23 protein-coding genes are annotated in these 21,279 nt (G+C 34.0%); 1 reads left to right on the top strand and 22 read right to left on the bottom strand.

All coding sequences use genetic code 11. The features are described from left to right. Positions 1–14: 14 nt before the first annotated feature. Positions 15–1,052 (bottom strand): selenide, water dikinase SelD, encoded by a 1,038-nt coding sequence (selD, locus tag QE109_RS09480; RefSeq protein ID WP_281094221.1) that lies wholly within the window; start codon positions 1,050–1,052, stop codon positions 15–17. A gap of 88 nt (positions 1,053–1,140) precedes the next feature. Next, positions 1,141–1,623 (bottom strand): ComEA family DNA-binding protein, encoded by a 483-nt coding sequence (locus QE109_RS09475; RefSeq protein WP_281094220.1) that lies wholly within the window; start codon positions 1,621–1,623, stop codon positions 1,141–1,143. 126 nt (positions 1,624–1,749) lie between these two features. Here QE109_RS09475 and QE109_RS09470 point away from each other — a divergent pair, with 126 nt between their 5' ends. Continuing rightward, positions 1,750–3,096: a D-alanyl-D-alanine carboxypeptidase family protein gene (locus QE109_RS09470; RefSeq protein WP_281094219.1), complete on the top strand. Its 1,347-nt coding sequence runs from the start codon at positions 1,750–1,752 to the stop codon at positions 3,094–3,096. 57 nt (positions 3,097–3,153) lie between these two features. On the opposite strand, the gene QE109_RS09465 is transcribed toward QE109_RS09470, so the two are convergent. From QE109_RS09465 to QE109_RS09370, 20 genes are all read right to left on the bottom strand, one after another. Next, the gene (locus QE109_RS09465) at positions 3,154–3,534 is read right to left on the bottom strand and encodes a RidA family protein (RefSeq protein ID WP_281094218.1); all 381 of its coding nucleotides are present in this window, start codon (positions 3,532–3,534) and stop codon (positions 3,154–3,156) included. A 16-nt stretch (positions 3,535–3,550) separates the two neighbouring features. Beyond that, positions 3,551–4,192 carry a helix-turn-helix transcriptional regulator gene (locus tag QE109_RS09460; protein ID WP_281094217.1) on the bottom strand — a complete coding sequence of 214 codons (642 nt, stop codon included), beginning with the start codon at positions 4,190–4,192 and terminating at the stop codon, positions 3,551–3,553. 77 nt (positions 4,193–4,269) lie between these two features. Then, entirely contained in the window at positions 4,270–4,614 is a 345-nt protein-coding gene (rsfS, locus tag QE109_RS09455; RefSeq protein ID WP_281094216.1) for a ribosome silencing factor, read from the bottom strand. Further along, on the bottom strand, positions 4,598–5,827 hold the full coding sequence (gene nadD / locus QE109_RS09450; RefSeq protein WP_281094215.1) for a nicotinate-nucleotide adenylyltransferase: 1,230 nt from the start codon (positions 5,825–5,827) through the stop codon (positions 4,598–4,600). The genes rsfS and nadD overlap by 17 nt, the downstream gene beginning before the upstream one ends. A gap of 5 nt (positions 5,828–5,832) precedes the next feature. Next, the gene (gene yhbY / locus QE109_RS17750) at positions 5,833–6,399 is read right to left on the bottom strand and encodes a ribosome assembly RNA-binding protein YhbY (protein ID WP_281094214.1); all 567 of its coding nucleotides are present in this window, start codon (positions 6,397–6,399) and stop codon (positions 5,833–5,835) included. Between the two features lie 25 nt (positions 6,400–6,424). Further along, positions 6,425–7,702 (bottom strand): GTPase ObgE, encoded by a 1,278-nt coding sequence (gene obgE, locus QE109_RS09440; protein WP_281094213.1) that lies wholly within the window; start codon positions 7,700–7,702, stop codon positions 6,425–6,427. 175 nt (positions 7,703–7,877) lie between these two features. Further along, complete coding sequence (gene rpmA / locus QE109_RS09435; protein ID WP_281094212.1) at positions 7,878–8,159, bottom strand: 50S ribosomal protein L27; 282 nt, start codon at positions 8,157–8,159, stop codon at positions 7,878–7,880. Beyond that, positions 8,153–8,494, bottom strand: a complete 342-nt coding sequence (locus QE109_RS09430) for a ribosomal-processing cysteine protease Prp (protein WP_281094211.1) — start codon at positions 8,492–8,494, stop codon at positions 8,153–8,155. Before QE109_RS09430 ends, rpmA begins: the two co-directional genes overlap by 7 nt. 5 nt (positions 8,495–8,499) lie before the next feature. Continuing rightward, positions 8,500–8,808: a 50S ribosomal protein L21 gene (gene rplU, locus QE109_RS09425; protein ID WP_281094210.1), complete on the bottom strand. Its 309-nt coding sequence runs from the start codon at positions 8,806–8,808 to the stop codon at positions 8,500–8,502. A gap of 109 nt (positions 8,809–8,917) precedes the next feature. Beyond that, the gene (locus QE109_RS09420) at positions 8,918–10,327 is read right to left on the bottom strand and encodes a ribonuclease E/G (protein WP_281094209.1); all 1,410 of its coding nucleotides are present in this window, start codon (positions 10,325–10,327) and stop codon (positions 8,918–8,920) included. 2 nt (positions 10,328–10,329) lie between these two features. Beyond that, a complete protein-coding gene (locus tag QE109_RS09415; protein WP_281094208.1) occupies positions 10,330–11,025 on the bottom strand; it encodes a TIGR03936 family radical SAM-associated protein in 696 nt (231 codons plus the stop codon). Continuing rightward, on the bottom strand, positions 11,025–12,851 hold the full coding sequence (locus tag QE109_RS09410; RefSeq protein WP_281094207.1) for a TIGR03960 family B12-binding radical SAM protein: 1,827 nt from the start codon (positions 12,849–12,851) through the stop codon (positions 11,025–11,027). The genes QE109_RS09415 and QE109_RS09410 overlap by 1 nt, the downstream gene beginning before the upstream one ends. Before the next feature lie 18 nt (positions 12,852–12,869). Continuing rightward, positions 12,870–13,982, bottom strand: coding sequence for an FtsW/RodA/SpoVE family cell cycle protein (locus tag QE109_RS09405; protein WP_281094205.1), 1,113 nt, complete (start codon positions 13,980–13,982; stop codon positions 12,870–12,872). A 42-nt stretch (positions 13,983–14,024) separates the two neighbouring features. Next, entirely contained in the window at positions 14,025–14,291 is a 267-nt protein-coding gene (minE, locus tag QE109_RS09400; RefSeq protein ID WP_281094204.1) for a cell division topological specificity factor MinE, read from the bottom strand. Between the two features lie 9 nt (positions 14,292–14,300). Next, on the bottom strand, positions 14,301–15,098 hold the full coding sequence (gene minD, locus QE109_RS09395; protein ID WP_281094203.1) for a septum site-determining protein MinD: 798 nt from the start codon (positions 15,096–15,098) through the stop codon (positions 14,301–14,303). A gap of 87 nt (positions 15,099–15,185) precedes the next feature. Next, positions 15,186–15,878, bottom strand: a complete 693-nt coding sequence (gene minC, locus QE109_RS09390; RefSeq protein WP_281094202.1) for a septum site-determining protein MinC — start codon at positions 15,876–15,878, stop codon at positions 15,186–15,188. Positions 15,879–15,999: 121 nt separating this feature from the next. Further along, positions 16,000–18,873 carry a penicillin-binding transpeptidase domain-containing protein gene (locus QE109_RS09385; protein ID WP_281094201.1) on the bottom strand — a complete coding sequence of 958 codons (2,874 nt, stop codon included), beginning with the start codon at positions 18,871–18,873 and terminating at the stop codon, positions 16,000–16,002. Next, entirely contained in the window at positions 18,866–19,363 is a 498-nt protein-coding gene (gene mreD / locus QE109_RS09380) for a rod shape-determining protein MreD (RefSeq protein ID WP_281094200.1), read from the bottom strand. Before mreD ends, QE109_RS09385 begins: the two co-directional genes overlap by 8 nt. A gap of 1 nt (position 19,364) precedes the next feature. Further along, entirely contained in the window at positions 19,365–20,231 is an 867-nt protein-coding gene (gene mreC, locus QE109_RS09375) for a rod shape-determining protein MreC (protein ID WP_281094199.1), read from the bottom strand. Positions 20,232–20,249: 18 nt separating this feature from the next. After that, entirely contained in the window at positions 20,250–21,275 is a 1,026-nt protein-coding gene (locus QE109_RS09370; protein WP_281094198.1) for a rod shape-determining protein, read from the bottom strand. Between the last annotated feature and the right edge of the window lie 4 nt (positions 21,276–21,279).

Below are 21,279 nucleotides of genomic sequence, written 5' to 3'. Positions count from 1 at the left end.
AATCTAGTGAATTATTAATATAGTATCAGTGCAGTATCTTTTCTTTCTGAAACATATCCAATTTTTGAAACAGGTAAATCATATTTTGATTTAAGACTCTCTATAAATAAGTCGCTATCACTTTCAGGTATGGCAATCAATAAACCGCCTGATGTTTGTGGATCATATAGTAGATCTTCAATCATTTCTGATACCACAGTAGCATTTGTGATCTTGCCTTTACAGAAAGCCCTATTTTTATATGCACCAGCTGGAATAATCCCCATCTCAGCAAGTGCTTTTGCATCATCGATGATAGGCACTAAAGACGCTTCTAAATTAATAGTTATATGACTTCCTTCTGCCATCTCAAGTGCATGACCTAATAAGCCAAAGCCAGTAACATCCGTACATGCATGTACAGCTATTTCTAATTTTTTTAAAATTTCAACAGGTACTTTGTTAAGTGTACTCATCTGTTTTGTTATCTTATCGATTATCTCTGACGAGAGCATGCCTTCTTTTAAAGCGGTTGTTAAAACCCCTATTCCCAATGGTTTTGTCAATATCAATACATCACCTGGAATAGCACCTATATTTCGCCATATATGATCAACAGATACTGTACCCATTACAGATAGGCCGTATTTGGGTTCGTCATCCTCAATAGAGTGACCACCAACAAGAATTGCCCCTGCCTCTTTAACTTTATCTGCTCCGCCATGCATAATTTCTTTTAAGATAGAAGGCGATAGACAGTTTGGAAAACCTACAATGTTCATTGCAAGTGTTGGAACGCCACCCATTGCGTAGACATCACTCAACGCGTTAGTTGCTGCTATAGCACCAAAATCATAAGGATTATCAACGATTGGGGTGAAAAAATCTAAAGTTTGTATAATTGCTAATTCGTCACTAATTTGATAGACAGCTGCATCGTCAGATGATTCAAATCCTACAAGCAGTTTCTTGTCTTCGAATTTGGGTAAATCGCACAAAACTTGTGCGAGGGTCTCAGGACCAATTTTAGCAGCTCAACCAGCGCTTCTTGAATAAGATGTTAGCTTAACCATAAGATTGCCTCCTTTCACTATTATATTATCATTATAGCAATTATTTGAATGACATACACGTGTAATCTTGAGTATAGCAGAATTTCAACTATTTAGTACGTTTGATAACTAACTTTGCAATTTTTTTCTCACCAATACCTTTAACTTTAGTTAACTCATCAAAAGTTTTAAAAGGACCTTCCGATTCTCTGAAAGATATAATAGCTTTTGCAGTTACTTCACCTATACCTGATAATGTCATAAGCTCTTCTTGACTTAACTTGTTAAAGGCATCAATATCATAATATTTATTTTCAGATACGCTATAGATATAGTCTACAGGCGCCTCTAAGCGCTCTTTAATTTCTTGTACAAACACTTCTGTGGTCTCAACATTCGTCGTATACAAGCGATTCTCGTCTGATTTTACATAATTGTAAGCTGTTTCATCAGTGACTTCCTCACTTAGATATAGATTAGCTTCACCTAGAAAAAATATTGACCTTAAAATAAGAACAACTAAAAATGTTGTTAAAAGTACAATTATTGAAAAGTTAGCTTTAATATAGTCTCGATTTAGATAGTGTTTCAATAGGCCTCCATTTGTACATATATGTAAATATATGGTATTTTAAATTATAATATCATAATTTTGTGATTTAAAAAAGTTCAAAATTACATTATAATATTAGAAGCACTATAATTTGGAGGCAACTGAATGAATATCAAGAAGCAAATATCAATTTTATCTTTAATATCGTTACTACTTTTTACTAATTTTATGAGTTTCGCTTCGGAATATGATGTTAAATCATCAGATCTCATTGCTGAAACTGCTGTGTTGATAAATGAACAATCTGGACAAGTTCTTTTTGACAAAAATGCTGATACACCTATGTTTCCTGCAAGTACAACAAAAATATTGACTGCAATTATTATATTAGAGGATTTGCCACTAGATGAAATAGTAACTGTCGATGCAAATTCACCCTTTGCAGGTGGAAGTTCTATTGCACTTGAGCCAAATGAACAACTAACAATAGAACAATTACTTTATGCACTTATTATTACAAGTGCTAATGATGCTGCTGAAGCACTAGCCATTCATCATTCTGGATCAATCGAGGCATTTGCAGATGTGATGAATAAAAGGGCTGCAAAACTAGGTGCAGTTAATTCAAATTTTGAGAACCCTCATGGCTTACCAAATCCTGATCATGTTACAACTGCTTATGACCTAGCGATGATTGCCAAGCATGCAATGGAAAATGACATGTTTAGAAAACTGGTAACCACAGTACGTTATGAAATTCCACCTACTAACCTAAAGAAAGATACGAGATATTTAAACAGCACAAATAGTTTTTATCAAGGTATGGAAGGATCAAATGATCTAATTACTGTTAGAGGTAAAAAAATCCCTATTGCCTATGAGTATGTTGTAGGAATAAAACGAGGCTATACAGAACAAGCAATGAACTGTCTCGTAACTTCTGCTGAAAAAGATGGCAAGTCATATATATCAGTAGTGCTCAAATCAAATGGAAATAGTATGTATCAAGACTCTAGGTTATTATTAGATTACGGACTTTATGGTCTTGCCACTCATGTGCTAAATAAAAAGAATGACACAATTGAAACTGTTCAACTTAACAATAAAAGAGAAACCAAAATCCCTCTGATCGTGGAAACTGATGTAATAGTAGATTTACTTGAAGATATTGATCCAGCATCATTATCTTCTAAAGTGACCATTAATTCAAATATTGATTTGCCAGTTTCTAAAGGTGAAGTACTTGGTACACTTGCATACTATAATGGTGAACAGTTATTAACAAGTGTGCCACTGGTGTCTTTAGATGATTTTGCAGGAGAAGATTTAGTTACAGAACTTACTAATTTTTTTGTCACTGACCAAAGACCTATATTTTCAAAATCATGGTTTATTTATTTGTTCATTCGCTTAATTATAGCTCTATTGCTCTGGAGATCAGTTATGACACTCATTCGTCTTCAAGGGCTTAAACGCAAACAAAAAAGCAAACAAAAAACTAAATTAGCATAACAAAAGAGGATGTAAATGAATTATCATTATACATCCTCTTATTATTATGAATTAGTATTATTTCTTATAAGCAATCATTTCTATCTCTACATCAGCAAATAATGGTAAGTTAGCTACTTCATATGCAGCTCTTGCAGGTTTATGCTCAGTGAAATACTCAGCGTAAACTTGGTTCATATCTGCAAACTGAGTGATATCGTTTAATAAAACAGTAACTTTTACTACGTCGTTGAAAGAACAACCCGCCTCAGCTAAAATTGCCTTTGCATTTTCAAGTGATTGTTTCGTTGCTGCTTTTATATCTCCTTTTACCAGTTCACCTTTTCCTGGGATCAGCGGTAATTGGCCAGATACATAAACAAACTGTCCCGCTTCAATTGCTTGTGAGTATGGTCCCACAGCTGCAGGTGCATTTTCAGTTGAAATAACTTTTAACATTACTACCTCCTAAAATCTACTTTCCTTCTCTAATTCCGTCTAAATAATTGTAAATTGTATATCTAGAAACTTGTAGTGAATTAGCAACATAATCAATTGCGCCTTTTATTAAGAAAACACCTTTTTCTTCAAGATCTTTTACAATATTTACTTTCTCGTCTTTAGTTAAATAAATTACAGGACGACCAAATTTATGAATTGTACCTTCAACTATATCATAAAGTACATCGTTTACTTTGTTGATTTCTCCAATTACTTCTACTTCTTTTTCATCTACTTTGCAAAGTTCATTCATAACATTTCTTGCACTTAACATATCAGTGATATCAAAATTTATACACATGCAACCAACGATGTTGCCTTCATCATCTTTTAAAAAAGTTGTTGTTGATTTAAGCTCTCTACCAAGTGTGCTTTTACCCGTATAATTATAAACATCATTACCTTCTTGGTGTTTATTGATTTTTGATAAAATTGAATCTGTCATTTTAGTATCAACTGTTCGTCCAGTGACATGTCCATTAAAGATCGCAACAATTGAATTATCAATGTTCTGAAAGTCGTGAATTACTACCTCACAGTTAGAACCGAATGTTTCAGCTACGCCTTTGGCAATTGGGACAATCGATAAAAGTAGTGGGTGTATAGGTTTGTCCATAGTGTTCTCCTCTCAATATTTTGTATGTTGAATATTGTATAATAATTTATCTGAAAACTCAACATATTTTATTCATTTTACGCGAAATTTACTCTTTTTGCATCGTTCCAAATACGTTCTAAAGAATAATAGTCTCTCGTTTCTGAGTTGAAGATATGAACCACAATATCTCTATAGTCCAAAAGCAACCAACCACCTTGTTGCTTGCCTTCTTTATGCTTAATCTTTATCCCTTCTTTAGCCATTTCCTTTTCTACATAATCAGATAGTGCGTTGATATGTGTAGAAGATGTACCTGTACAGATAATGAAATAATCTGCGATTGGATTGATTCCTTTAACTGAAAGCACAACAATTTCATGGGCTTTTTTATCATCAAGAACAGTATATATTTTTTCTGATAAATTAAATATCTGATCCATTATTCGCCTCAATTCTATTATTTTTATCTTTCTTAAGTTGATCAATCATTTCCTGAGTATTTTTATGAAGTTTTAACTTCTTGCTTGACAATAGTTGTTCGCATTGACCATGAAAAGTTAGTATAGTTTCATCAAGACTAATATATGCAAGCTTACGCAAAATCTCGACACCATTAAAATGTCTAGAAGGTTCAATAATATCAGCTACATAAACTATTTTGCATAAGAGTGACATATTTTTTATACCATAAGTATGCCACTTTATTGCATCCAGTATTTCTTGATCCAAAATATGATATTCTGATTTTAACAAAGCCGCTGCGACTTCACCATGTGCTAAGTTTGGTGTTGCAAGGATACTATCATCCTCAAAGATGTCATAACGCTTCACTAATTGTAGCATCTCTTTACTTTTAATTTCTTTAGCATAATCATGACACAAACCCGCAAATTCAGCTTTTTCAGCTTGCGCACCATAAAGTACTGCTAATTTTCTTGATAAGTGCGCAGTCTCAACACAATGCTTGAATCGTTTTGCTGAAAGTTTAGTTTGAAGTATATCTTTCATCTTATAAAGCATAGGATGATGTTGTCTATACAAGAAATTATCTTGGATATATGCTTCAACACTCTCTGGAAGTAAATATTTTACACTTTTTTCTTCTTCAACACTTTTACGAATATCCGTTGAACTAATTGCCAATGCAGGTACATATGACAATTCTATTTTTGCACCATATTGAAATTTTAAACGTTCAATTTGATCAGAAAGTTCATGTGGATCAACTCCTGGTCTAGTTGCACCTATAAAATTTACAAGTTGAATCAGCTCTGCATACTCTTTCCATGATTCTAGTTGTAAAATTGCATCAGCACCAGTGATAAAAAACAGTTCATCTTTATCTTGCAATGTCTTTTTTATGGCTTTTACTGTATCAATGGCATAAGTTGTTCCCTTTTGTCTAATCTCTATGTCGGAGATTTTAAAAAAAGGGTTACTTTCAATAGCAAGTTGAGTCATTTCAAATCTTTGCATCTTATCAGCTGCATTTGCAAGTGATTTATGAGGTGCTTTACCAACAGGTATAAAAAGCACCTCATCTAAGTGCAAGCTTGTTCTTATCTGTTCTGCTAACATCAAGTGACCGAAGTGTATCGGGTCAAATGTACCACCCATAATGCCAATTCGTCTTCCTACAGATTCAGAATCCATTTATATTATCCTCTTTTTGTTGTTTTGAGACTTCTTGTATTGCGATCATATGAACTCGTGTTTGCGCCTGGCTTTGAGAAGTATTTAAATGTTGTTTTAGCCTTTTCTTTCTCAAGTGCCTTCTCTTTCGCTTCAGCTTCTTCTTTTTTCGCCTTTATTGATGATCTCTTACCATGAAGTGGTTTTGATTTTTTACCACCTTTTTTTGTGAGAACTTCAACTCTATTTGTTTTATTTTGGTTCTTTTTTTGAAGATTAACTTTAACTCTTGAATTATCCGCGCCAGGAATTTCAAGTGTTGGATCAATTCTTGATTGTCTATATATCGTCAATTTATTACCAATTGCTTGGACAAATTCAGCATCTAGTGCTTCACATATTTGTCTAGATGCATGATCTGCAGATTCAGCACTATTATCAAGTACATTGATTTTGATAAGTTCATGCCTATCTAGTAATATACTAATTTGATCTAAAAAAGCATCCGATACGCCTTCTTTACCTATTTGAGTAATCGGCTTAAGATTATGAGCCAATCCTTTTAAAAAACTTCTTTGCTTACCTGTCAACATATTTTCTCCTATTATTTATGACCTTTTAGTCGTAGAATTCAAATTCTAAATCAAAGATTCGTACAGTATCACCGTCTTCTATACCCATAGATCTTAAGTGTTCAAACACACCACTCATTTTAAGTGCATTTTGGAATCTTCTAAGAGATTCTATATCTTCAAGATTTGTTGAGTAAAGAAGTCTATCAATATAATCTCCTTCAACACAATACGTCTCGTTATCCATGAAGTACTTAATGTCTTTTTCATTAGAAGTATCAATTGTCTCTACAAAGTAATCAGATTCATCAATAAGTGCTTCAACTTCAACAGTATCAAGGAGTTCCGTTACTCTAGCTAATAATTTATCTACACCTTCACCTGTTGCTGCTGAAATTGGAAAAACTTCATAACCTTCATCAGTTAGTTGTTTTTCAAATTGATGATAAAGTTCTTTATCAAACAACAAATCCATCTTATTAGCAGCAACAACTTGAGTTCGTTTAGCTAGTTTTTCATTATAACCAAATACCTCTGCATTTATCTTACAGAAATCTTCATAAGGATCTCGTCCTTCAATACCTGATATATCAACAACATGGATTAAAACTCTCGTTCTTTCAACATGTCTAAGAAAATCTAAACCAAGACCAACACCCTCTTTTGCGCCTTCAATAAGACCTGGGATATCAGCAATTACAAAACTTTTGCCTTTAATTGCTTCAACTACACCTAAGTTTGGTTGAAGCGTTGTAAAATGATAATTCGCAATTTTAGGTTTAGCCTGTGTGGTTGCAGCTAAAAAAGTTGACTTTCCAACATTTGGATAACCCAACAAACCTACATCTGCTAACATTTTTAATTCTAGTGAAATTGTACGTTCAACACCCGAAGTACCTTTTTCTGCAAAGGTAGGTGCTTGACGCGTTGGTGTCGCAAAATGTTGATTACCTCTACCGCCTCTACCAGCACTGGCCAAAACAACTTTTTGACCATTGTCTTTGAGGTCAGCAAGAACTTTGCCTGTTTGTATATCGCGTATAATTGTACCTTGAGGCACTTTGATGATTAAATCGTCTGCCGCTTTACCACTCATTCTTTTTTTGCCACCATCTTCACCAGGTTCAGCTATATATTTGGTTTTGTATCTAAAATCCATTAAAGTTCTCATGCCATCATCAACAACAGCAATTACACTGCCACCACGACCACCATCGCCTCCATCTGGACCACCATTTGGTGCATATTTTTCTCTACGAAAGCTTACTCTACCGCTTCCACCATCGCCCGCTTTAATTACAATTTTCGCTATATCTACAAACATATTACACCTCTTTTTTTACGCTCTCACTTATCATAATAATGCTTTTGGAAAAAAAAGTCCATTATATAAATCAAGTTTAAACTTATGGGAAAACTCGGGCATCGAGCCCTCCGGTTTTGTCACAAACAAGTTGTGACTTAATAAAAAAGCCCATCATAGATGATGGGCTTTAAGATTAAGCTTCATAAACGCTTACTTGTTTTTTATCTCTACCTTTACGCTCGAATTTAACGACGCCATCTACTTTAGCAAATAAGGTGTCATCTCCACCTATACCGACGTTAACTCCAGGGTGAACCTTAGTGCCTCTTTGTCTAACTAAGATGCTACCAGCGCTAACTGGTTGTCCATCAGCTCTTTTTACGCCAAGTCTTTTAGCAGCTGAATCACGACCATTCTTAGAAGAACCAACACCTTTTTTACTTGCAAATAATTGTAAGTCAAAAGTTCTTAACATGTCCCCTGTACCTCCTTGATCTTAAGTTTAATGTACTCTTTATAAGTACGTTCAATTGCTTCTATTCCGACTCTAAAAGTTCCGAAAATAATATCTATTACATCACTTAAATCATCATTTTTTAATCTTAATTGAAAGTGTCCACTAGAAATTTTCAAATCTAATGATTTTTCAGGTATGCCACCCACCTCTTCAATTGCATTTGCAAGTGTTTGAGCAAGTGTTGATACCGCAGCACATACTAAATCCCTTCCGGGTTCATCTGAATATGCATGCCCTGTGATTTTAACAGCACAGTAATGGACAACATTTCTTTGAATCTCAACTTTAATCATGATAATTATAAGTTGATAGATTCGATTTTAACTTTTGTATATGGTTGTCTATGACCTTGCTTTTTTCTATAGTCTTTTTTAGACTTGTACTTAAAGATGATCACTTTTGGGCCCTTGCCATTTTTAACTACAGAAGCAGTTACTTTAGCGTTAGCTACAGCTTCGCCAAGTTGTAATCCGTCTTCAGTTGAAATAGCCAATACAGTTGTAAAATCAACTTGATCTCCAGCTTCAACGTTTAATTTTTCTACAAAAATCTCGTCTCCCTGTTGAACTTTGTATTGTTTTCCACCAGTTTGAATAATTGCGTACATATCGCACCTCCTCTATCCTTATCTCGCCAATGTAGGTACATAGATTGTATGTTTAAAACCTACTATCGTGCGGCTACCCGATAAATATTATCATAAGTCATCTACAAAGTCAATGCTTTACACTTTGTATTTTAAATTTATTTTGATTTTTAAACGAATGCTTCAATTCTATTTTAAAATTAAAATCAGAAATTAGATTATTTTGTCTTAAAAAAACATATAATGCATCTTCTAGTTCGATCTTTAACTGTTTCGTGTTTGTATGTTTCTCAGTTCGTTTCAATTCCAGATATAATTGATACAATTGATAATAATTTAAATCTCTCTCAGCATAATCAAAGCTTAACAAGTCTTTAATCGTAGGTAATTCACGTTTCTTCGTAAGCTGTAAAATACCCAGTGACGTAAAATCCTCAATTACAATTTGGTTAGATTTATCATAACCTGAATTGAGTAAATGTTGTGTAAAAGAAAGTTGTTCTTGTGGTAACATATCAATAAAATCAATTAATATAATTCCAGAAATATTGAGCAATTTAATCTTTTGTAAAATCTGTGCTGCTGCAATTGCATTGACTTTAAATACACTATCACGTTTCTTAGAATCCATTACATATTTCGCTGAATTTACATCGATAATTGTAAAGGCCTCAAGTTCATTAAGTACAACTGTAACCCCTTCAGGCGTTTCCCATTTTTCTTTGTATAACAATTGATCAAGCGATACACCATGTTCTATCAACAATGAAGTGTCAGGTGATTTTAAGGAGATCAGTTGCTTTGAAATGCCAATTGTTAATAGCCACTTCTTATCTTCTTCAGTTGTTACACTATATACATCAACTGGGTGTTCTGTTAGCATTTCTTCAACCTCTTCCTGTAAAATATTCTTTTGATAAAGACATTTTACTGTAGAAGTAATTTCAAAGGCCTGAAGAATCTTTTCCCACTGATTAACTAAACTTGAGATCTCAGAGATGATTTCGTCGTGTGTTACACCTTCTTTTAAAGCACCACTTCGAAGTATTAACCCAAATCCTTTGCATGCACTTTTCATTTTTAATTCTAAACTTGCTAAATCCTCAGTTTTTTCGATTTTTCTGCTAATCCTAACACCGTTCATTTTAGGCATAAGAACAACATAATTACCTGGTAAAGAGACATCTGCAGTTAATTGAGCACCTTTAGTTTGATATGGTGCTTTCTCTACCTGAACCAATACCATCTGTCCTTTTTTTACCAATTTAGACAATGGCTGTCCCTTAACTTTATTTGGGGAAATACCAAGACCTCTTAATAGCTCACCACGTTGTATAAAGCAATTTGATGACAATCCGATATCAATAAATGCACTCTCCATTCCATCAGAAATAGAGATAACCTTACCAGTAAAGATATCTCCCACTCTATTGGGTTTTAAAAGATTTTCTATAAAAAGTGCTTCGATCTGTTTCGTTTTATTATCAAAAATTGATGCAATCGACAAGATAGGCGATCGATCTAAAGTGAAAATCTTCATGCTTAAACGCTCATTTCAAATAGTGGTGTTAATTTGTCTTCATTTTTGAAGAACAATTGTAACCGTTCAACTCTGATATTATCAATTTCTTGAGGTATACCAAAGTGTTTGCACATAACTTTTACAAGAGTCTCTGGATTTAAGCTTCCTTGACTACCCGTTTGTACGATAGCTCTTAAAATCATCTCTTGTTCACCTTTATAGACAATCTTTAAAGAATCGATCAACTCGATAATATTAAGAGATCTCATATTGCCATTTTTGGCTTTTTTTTCATATAGCACTTCACTTTGATTCAGAAAATCTTGAATCCATTCATCAATAGGTAGCTGTTGTATACTTTGCTTAAATTCTACTTTAATAAGGTATTCAGAATGTGTAAGTGATGCCATCAGTGATTTCTTAGATGTAACATACGCTGCATCAACTACTTTAATGCCATCAGGAAAATTCAACTTTAAAATATCAGATAGTGGCACTTCAGATTCAAGTTGTACTTCCATTACTTCTGCTTTACTTGAATAACCTACTGAAAGGGGTGAAGCATACGTCATCTTTGGAATAGGATTAAATCCTTCAGAAAATTTTAGTGGCAATTTATTGTATCGGAACACGCGTTCAAAAAGCTTCATCAATTCTAAATGCCCTAAGAAGCTCATGTAGTTTTCTTTAGTATATACAATTCTAAGAGTTGTCATTAGCATTCACCGCCTATCAAATCAACATTTAAACCACATCCCGTGCACCCCTGACGACAATCTGGTGTTTCTTCTGCAAGTAATGCTTTTTCATATTCACTTTTGAGATAACGTTTTTGTACACCTGAATTGATAATATCCCATGGGAAAAATTCATCAAAAGCCCTCTCGCGTTTGGTATAAAAATCAGGATCCACACCACAAGCTTCAAATGCGTTTTTCCACACTCTATGGTCAAAGAATTCAGCCCATCCATCAAATTTACAGCCTAACTCATATGCTTTCAATATAACTGCACCAAGTTTTCTATCACCCCTTGCAACTACACCTTCAAGTACACTAGTTTCAGGATCATGGTAGTTATAAACGACTTTTCGATTAATAAGTTTAGTTTTCAAATGATTGATCTTTGCATAAAACTCATCCACAGAATCTTGTGCCATCCACTGAAATGGCGTAAATGGTTTTGGTACAAAGCAAGAAGTACTAACAGTTACTTGCACTGATTTCTTCATATATTCAGGTTTGACTTGCTTAAAAGTATAAGTCCCTAAGTTAGCAATATCACTAATACCATCTAGATCCTCTGTGGTTTCTGTTGGCAAACCAATCATAAAGTATAATTTCACACGATGCCATCCTAAAGAAAATATACTTTTGTACGTATCTAAAATATTATCTTCAGAAACGCCTTTATTGATAACATCTCTCAATCTTTGAGTACCCGCTTCCGGTGCAAAAGTTAGTCCGGTCTTCTTAACCTTTTGAATTTCCTTCACAACATCAATTGAGAAACTATCCAAACGAAGAGATGGTAAAGAAACAGAAACATTGTCTTTTTCATACTTGTCTACAAGTTGCGTTACAAGTGGACCAATTTCACTGTAGTCCATGGTACTTAATGAAGTTAAAGAAAACTCTTCAAAACCTGTGCTGCTAAGAATTTTATCTATATTGTCTACAATCGTATCAGGTTTTCTTTCTCTAATTGGTCTATATAACATTCCTGCCTGACAGAATCTACAACCTTTTGTACAACCTCGGAAAAGCTCTATCATAGCCCTATCATGTACAATATCAGCAAAGGGTACTATCATCGTTTCAAGTTTAAATCCAGCATCAAAGTTGCGTACAAAACGCTTTTTAATTGTTTCTGGAACAGCTTCAAGTAATTTATACCCTGTCATGACACCTTTTTGATCATATTGAGGTTCATAAAATTTAGGTACATATATTCCTTCAACATTTGCAGCTTTCAAAAGCATTTCATTTTTACTTATTTTACCCGCTTTATAAGGTCTATAAATTTCGAGAAAATCAAGTAGTACCTCTTCACCTTCACCGATAAAAAACATATCTATAAAATCAGCAATTGGCTCTGGATTATATGCACATGGACCACCCGCAACAATAAGCGGGTCTTTATCATGTCGGTCTTTTGAAAGTAGTTCCACTCCTGATAAATTAAGCATATTTAATATATTGGTATAGCTTAACTCATATTGTAAAGTAAAACCAATGATATCCATATCACTCAGTGGTGATTTTTTCTCTAAGGTAAATAATTTCAACTTTTGATCACGAAGTTCTTTTTCCATGTCAGCCCATGGTGAAAATGCACGTTCACAAAAAACATCTTCCTGAGCATTTAACAAACTATAGATAATTTGCATACCTAAATGACTCATTCCAACTTCATAAACATCTGGAAAAGCAAAACAAAATCTAATCATTTCATCTGTCAAATCTTTGTTGAATGTATTAATTTCGCCTCCAATATATCTTGAAGGTTTTTCTACCTTATGAAGCAATGCTTCTAAACTCATCGTTCCTCCTAATAAAAACTAACTATTAAAAAAAGTTCCTTTTTTTCTTCTAATATAAATTGATTCTACTATTCCTATTGCGATCATACTAGATACAATAGAAGTTGAACCATAACTAAAAAACGGCAGTGTAATTCCTGTAACAGGCATTCTACCTAATGTCATTGCAATATTTTCAATGATTTGAAATGCAAACATAAAAACTATTCCTACAACCACATTAGAGCCAAAATCATCTTTAATCCTACGACTAATTGACACCATTCTTAGTAGAAAAAACATGTAAAGCAAAATGACAGCTAGGCCACCAACAAATCCAGTCTCTTCCACAAATACAGCAAATATAAAATCTGATTCTTGTACAGGCAAGTAATTTAATCTATGATAAACACCTTGGAACAAGCCTGTTCCATACATTTGGCCAGAACCAATTGTAATTTTAGATTGCATTACGTGGTAATTACCTGGCAGAGAAAGATCATTAGGATTTAAAAATGCATCTATTCGCTCTCGTTGATGCGATTCCAAATGAGGATAAATTAATGGTATTCCCGCTACTAGCCCACCTAATCCCAATCCTATTTGCCAGTATCTGAGCCCATTAGCAAGCATTATACCAAAAGTAGCTGATACAAAGACTAAAGCTGATCCCAGATCGGGTTGCTTCAATATCAAAGCCAAAATAGGCAGTAGTGTGATCCCCGCTTTAACAACATCTTTTATGGATGACATACCACCACATTTTTCAACAAACTTCGCTAAAAACAAAATATAAGTTATTTTCGCAATTTCACTGGTCTGAAAATCTATTGGACCAAGGTCAATCCAGCTCCTAGATCCATTTCTAATTACCCCAATTCCAGGAATAAAAATGATGAGTAATAGAAATATTGCAATACCGTACATCCACCAATAAAATTCGCCAACAACTTCAAAGTTAATAAACTGTAAAAGTCCTATAATGACTAATCCAAAGAGGAATGAAAAAGCTTGCATCTGTACTTGTCTTGTTATGCCATAAGTCATAACGTCTGTTGCACTTGCAATCGCAAGAAGTCCAAGCGCAAAAATAATGACCACAATCCCCATGAGAATATAGTCAAAACTAGTGATGATACGTTTAATATTCACAAAGACACCTCGATTTAAAAAAGGTCCCGAAGGACCTTTTGGTTACCGCTTCAAATTCTTGAGTGGAATACTTGCAACGAGTACAGGCTTGCCTGAAGCACTATCCTTAGTTCTCGTGATTTTAATATCTAAGTCCGACGGATCATAATCCACATGTTCAGAAATAGATGATAATATATCTTTTTTAAGTAGTTCCAAAAGTTCAGGCGAGCAATTAGATCGATCATGAACCAATACCAGTTTTAAACGGTCTTTGGCTACGTTTTTACTCTGTGGTTTGCTATTTAAAAATCCAAATAAGTCAAACATAGTCTCCTCCTATTTGCTAAATGACAGTGCTCTTTTGATTTTATCTAAAAAGCTCTCTTGAACGTCAAACTCTAAAAATGGAACTTCTTCACCAGAAATTCTCTTTGCAATATTTCTAAAAGCCATACCCGATAAAGAATGTTCTTTAAGAACAGCAGGTTCACCTCTGTTTGTACTCATAACAACTTCTTCGTCATCTGGAACAACACCAATTAAATCAATCGCTAAAATATCTTCGATATCATCAACATTCATCATCTCGCCTCGTTTTACCATGTCAACACGTAACCTATTAACAATTAGTCTTGGCTCTGAAATTTCAGCAGCTTCTAAAAGTCCAATGATTCTATCAGCATCTCTAACAGCTGATACTTCTGGTGTTGTAACCACTATTGCACGATCTGCTCCAGCAATTGCATTTTTAAATCCTTGCTCAATACCCGCTGGGCAATCTACTAATACAAAATCATGTGTTTTCTTTAAATCGTTAATCAATTCTTTCATCTGTTCCGGATTAACTGAATTCTTATCTTTAGTTTGGGCTGCTGGTAAAAGTGAAAGATTGTCAAACCTTTTATCTCTGATAAGCGCTTGCTTAACTTTACAAACACCAGTAACAACATCTACTATGTCATAAACAATTCTATTTTCTAATCCCATAACGATGTCAAGATTTCTGAGTCCAATATCTGCATCGATAACACAAACTTTTTTACCAAGTAGCGCTAAAGCTGCTCCAATGTTAGCAGTAGTAGTGGTTTTACCTACACCACCCTTGCCTGAAGTTACTACGATTGCTTCACCCATTATAGTACACCCTCCAAATTCTTCACATTTTCTATTTTTTATTATCCCACTTAATGACTGTTATCACAATCCAACAAAAGACTTATTTTAATGACACTTTTCAATCTTGATCATGCCACCACTTACCGTTGCTTTCTCTGGAATATTCGTATGGAAAGACTCATCATCACTCGGTGGTACTGAGATATAGGTTGAAATACGTATTTGCGTTGGTTTTAGCAAATTTGCAATCACAACTGCTTTATCGTTTCCAGCAGAACCAGCATGAATAAATCCCAAAACACGTCCCATTATGATGATATTGCCTTCAGCAACAACTTCTGCACCTGGGTTTACATCTCCAATAACAACAACATGTCCAGGAAAATGTACTGATTTTCCAGATCTTAACGTTCCAAACACAAAGTGAGTATCACATAAAGTAGGATTATCTTTAATTGTTTGCGTAGGTTTGTTAATTGGCTTTTCCTCTATAATCTCTTTTGAAATTTGACTTTCAACTGGTTTAGTAGGCGTTTTAATTGAAAGTTTAAAATCTTCTAAGCTTTCAACTTCAATTCCGAAATCATCAGAAATAAGTGCTTCAATAGCAGCTTTTTCTTTATAACTAAAACTGCCTCCTTTAATACCGATGATTCTAGATCCTTTATAAAAAGATCCTCTTTCAGTTAATAAAGCATTTAAATAAGCCATCACTTTATCAAAGGATACCGCTTCATTTATATTTAAATAAAGTCCATTCAATTTCCCTTTGAATTCAACTGGACCCTTCAAGGCCATTCCATCACCACCAACTTAACTTATTTTTGTATTACCAAAATTATAAAAATTTAAGTAATACACATTTAAACTTTGCATTATTTATATTTTAACTTATTTTCACATAATTCACAACAACTCATTATTCTTCAACTGTAGGTATTTCAATTACTTCTGTTGTTTCTTGTGGTGGAGTCAAATTAAAATACTGTGCATATACATCTCTTGCAACTGGTGCAGAATAATATCCTTGACCACCCTGAGGAATAAAGATTACTACGGCAATTTCCGGATCGTCATAAGGTGCAAAAGAAACAAACCAAGAATAGTTATCATAAGGTAATCTAAACTGATTTAAATCTTCATCAGTTATAGTGAAATCTGACATTTCCTTAATTGCATCTCTCATTGCAGTTCCTTTATTGAGATAATCCTTTTGAATCAAAGCATCTAACTTGTCAGATTTGATTTGCTTATCTTCTTCAGATTCAGCTTCATCTTTCTGTTTTTCAAGTGTTGCCATCTCTTCACTTCGTAATTTTATGATCTCTATCGTTTTCGCTTCAACATCTTCAATATTTAAAGAAGGTGCAATCTCGTTAAGGTATTCCGTCAAGTAAGCAACTTCATCTAAAGGTGGGATAAGCCCCTCTTTTTGAGCGGTGCCTGTTTTAGCAGCTATATCAACTGGCATGGTTCTGAAAATTTTGTTTACTGAAGAAGAGGTTCCTTTTGTCACTTGTAACATTGCCTTTTTAACATAATCAAGATTACCCTTAGTATCAAAACTTTCGATAACATCTTGATTTTTGTCAATATTGACATCTCCAATTTTTTTGATTAAAGTAAACTCATTTAAGTACCCGCCATTTGCAATAGTAGCAATATATCTTGCTATTTGCATAGGTGTATACGTATGATCCCCTTGACCGATTGATAAGTTAAGTGTATCACTTTCATACCATTTCATTAAGTTAAAATAATCGTATTTAATTATGTCAGCAAGTGCTTCTGTCACATAGTAATCAGGATTACTGCCCAAATCTAAAAGCCTATTGATTAATTCTCCCCTTCCAGGGTTATCGTTAGACCAGCTCACAATTGTGCTTACTAATGCATTTAATTTATCTTCATCATCAATCAACTCTTCTGGAAAATAATTCTTTGCAATTAAATGAAGTTGATTCGATAATAACGCCATAATGGTTTTTTTCTTTTTTTCAGGGTCTGGTAATCCCATTGAAACTTCATTAATTTCAACACCTGTTTTTGAATCAAGTCCAAAAAGCTTTGAGTATTCCGTCATTACTGTGGGATTCATCTCAAAGTTAAGTGGTATTCCTCTATAGTAATCCTTTCCATTTGCAATATTAAAAAAATAATAGTTACAAGAGACTTCTATCGCTTTAAAGAAGTCCGTAGGACCATGCTTACCACCATAATCATTCCAGTACCAACAACCGAATCTCTGGTTTCCAATTTCCACAAACCCATCAGAGTAAAGTTTTTGATAAGGATCAAGTCCTTGCTGAAGTGCTGCGAAGCCTGTCATCATTTTATAGATCGACCCAGGTTGTACAGCCATCATCGTTGCTGAATTATATAAAGGACGCGCAGCTAATGGATTTCTCTTATTTACTGGATTCAGTGCATTCCAATCATCTTGACTAATGCCAGTTGAGAACAAATTGACGTCGTATGAAGGATAGCTAGCTGAAGCTAACACTTCGCCAGTTTTCACATCGACAACAACACCTGCAGCGGTTTCAGCTTTGTCATATTGACTATATTGATAATCACCCCAAGGGCTATCATATATTCCACCTGTTTGCAGCGCATGCAATGCTTTTTCGAGCCCCTTTTCAAGAACGACTTGTAAATCTAAGTCCAATGTTAAATAAAGGTCGTCTCCAGATGAAGCATTTTTGCTATCTAACCCATATGCCGCTTCATCCACATCCGCAACATACTTGCCATAAACATCTACTTCTATATACTTATAGCCATTTTCACCGTGCAAGTCTTGTTCATATACGCCTTCAATCCCAGTTTTACCAATAATTTGATTAGGATTGTATTTTTGTTGATTGACATATGTCTCTATCTCAGTTTCAGTAGCAATTTTTCCCATGTAACCTAGAATATGTGCTGCTGTAGATTTGTTTGGATAAGTACGAATAGTTGTATAATTAACGGTAAAACCTGGAAACTCATATCCTTTTTCTTGCACAAGAACAGCAGTTTCTTTAGAAACTGATGACGCAACTGTAATTGGTTCATATTTAAGATAACCTTGTTCTTTAATCGTATGTTTAAAGATCAAAATTTTATATGCATCTTCATCGGAATAATTACTTGAAATTTTAAATTCTGAACGACTTCTAATTTTATGAAAAGCTTCTTCTGCTGAAATGTCCGCATCAAGACCATACATTTTCAAAAATGTTGTTTTATATATTTTCTCTAAGAACAACATTTTAGAAGTTGATATTGGTAAGTACTTACCTTGATTGTATAAAATACGGTAAGCCTCATAAGCGCTCAATTCAGGATCAATATAGTTTACCGCTCTGATATCATCAAAAACTGCCTTAGCAGTCCACGATTCATCATATCCATTACTTTCTAACCATTTTTTTATACTCTCATCATATCTGTATTTATATACACCATTTTCAATATAGATTGGAAACTCAAGATGGGATTCTCCTTGAGCTTCTAAAAAATCATAAACTTGAATCATGATTTCCGCAAAATTATCTGCTGGTACTATACTGCTATTGAGTTCAATCGAAAAACCTATGTCACTAGTAGCGAGTAACTTACCATTACGATCATAAATATCACCACGATTGGCTAGCGTCTCAATTTTCTTGATACGATTACTTATGGATTTTTGATAATATTCGTCCCCATGCGTTATAGTCACATCATATAAACTATAGGCAAGAAAAATGAAAATCAAAATAAAACCAATAAAAATATGACTTTTTCTATTTTTAAGTAAATTAAGCATTAAAGTCTCCTAATTTATATCCATGAACACGCTTGAAAACCGCAGCATAAAGAAAATAACCAATAATAGCATTTAATAACACTTCAGTCATTATCTTTGTGAGCATTAAACTGAATGGTATCGTTGACTGAACAAAAAACATAATTAAATAAAATACAAAATGATAAATTAAAGTTCCCATTGCCATTAAAAATATAGGCGTTATAAAATTGCCTTTAAACATGATTTCAATTAAGTATAAAACTAAATATACAATGATCCCATATATTAAAAAATTAACCCCTAACATCCGCCCGAGAAAAATATCTTGCATCGCTCCTGATGTAAAAGCAAATATATATGCAGATCTACTTGAAGAAAGTGATGCTAATACAACTGAAAAAATAATAACAAAATTGGGTAATGCGCCATTAATTCTAAACAATTGCATAATTGTACTTGCTAAAATATAGTTTGCAATTGCAAGAAGGATGATGTAACGATATTTCATATCACTCACCACCCTCAGTTTCAATTATAGCTTCGTCATTTTCCTTTTGTTCAGAATAAGGAATAACCATTACTTTATCGATTTTTCTAAAATCTACAACTGGTGTTACTTTGATCCTATTTAAAATTAAATCTTTATCTACAATAACTTCATAAATTTTACCTATCAATATTCCCTTTGGATACATTCCAAGACCAGAAGTCACAATATAGTCGCCAACTTTGACACTCGCTTTAGGATCAAATAAATCACCAATCAGCTCATAATTTGTAGTTCCACTTAAGATCCCATCATAATCGTCAGTTACACGAAGCATTTCAAAACCTACAGAAGATTTTTGATCGATAATTGAGATTACTTTGCTCCAGTTATCTCCAACCTCATATACCAAACCAACTAAACCGTTCCCATTGATAACAGTACTGTTTTTTGTAATACCTTGATTACTTCCCGCATCGATTGTAAACATGTTGAACCAATTGCCAATATCCTTTGAAACAACATTACAAGAAACATAGTTTGTGTTTAGATCAGAGTCGACATATTTTAATGCGCGTTTAAGCTCTTTGAGTTCTGTTAATTCCTTTTGGGACATTGTCAAAGATACAATCTGCTCTTTTAGTGCTTCGTTTTCTTTTGATAGGTTATCATTTAAATCTTTGTAATTTAAGACATTTATGATCGGTTCAGTTTTCTCATCTACAAAGTTTCCAATTGATGTGAAGAACCTTTGTACAGGCATAATAAAAGAACCTAATTTGCTCTCGATGAAGGTGATACGATCACGACCACCAAACGAGAGCACCATAAGGATCAACAACAATGTTCCAACAAAAATTAATATATATTTTCTATAGCGACTGTTCATTATCCACCATCATTTTGACTATAAATTTCTTGAACTAATAAACACTTCTCTAAGCTCATTAAAACTTTCAACAGCTTTACTTGTACCAATCGCAACACAATCAAGTGGATTGTCAGCGATTCTAACTGGCATACCTGTTTCTTTCTTGATTAATTTATCTAAATCCGTTAATAGTGCACCTCCACCAGCTAAAACAATACCCGATTGATATATATCTGAAGCTAATTCAGGTGGTGTTTTTTCAAGTGTTGATTTGATGCCTTCAACGATTGACTGTATTGGCTCTCTAATCGCTTCAAAAATCTCACTTGAATGCAATAAAAGTGTATTGGGTAAACCAGTTACTAAATTACGGCCAGTCACTTCAATATGTCTATCTTGTGATGGAATCATCGCACAAGCAATACTCATTTTGATATTTTCTGCAGTTCTCTCACCTATCATCAAACTATATTTCTTACGGACATAGTTAATAATCGAGTCATCTAATTCATCTCCTGCAATACGTATTGACCGACTTGTAACAATTCCACCCAGTGAAATAACAGCAATTTCAGTTGTACCTCCACCGATATCTACGATCATACTACCTAATGGTTCAGTAATTGGTAAATCAGCACCAATAGCTGCAGCCATTGGCTCTTCAATTAAAAATGCATCTTTGGCACCTGCTGATAAAGATGCTTCGTATACTGCACGTTTCTCAACTTCAGTAATCTGCGATGGAATACCCACAACAACTTTTGCTCCAGTGAACATATTAATGTTTGGAACCGCTTTGTGAATAAAATATTTGATCATTTTTTGTGTAATATCAAAGTCTGCTATTACGCCATCTTTTAGTGGTCTAATTGCGCGAATTTGACCTGGGGTTTTACCAATCATTTCTTTTGCTTCTCTACCAACTGCAAGTACTTGCCCCTTATCGTTGATGGCAACAACTGAGGATTCTCTAACTACGATTCCTTTTCCTTTAACACATACTAGAGTGTTTGACGTGCCTAAATCGATTCCTAGCTGTTTATAAAATAGTCCAAATCTCATCTTC

It is taken from the genome of Fusibacter bizertensis (genome assembly GCF_029914245.1).
GTDB classification, from domain to species: Bacteria; Bacillota; Clostridia; order Peptostreptococcales; family Acidaminobacteraceae; genus Fusibacter_C; species Fusibacter_C bizertensis.
Note: the sequence above shows the minus strand (reverse complement) of the source record. Positions and strands in the feature narration are given on the sequence as shown.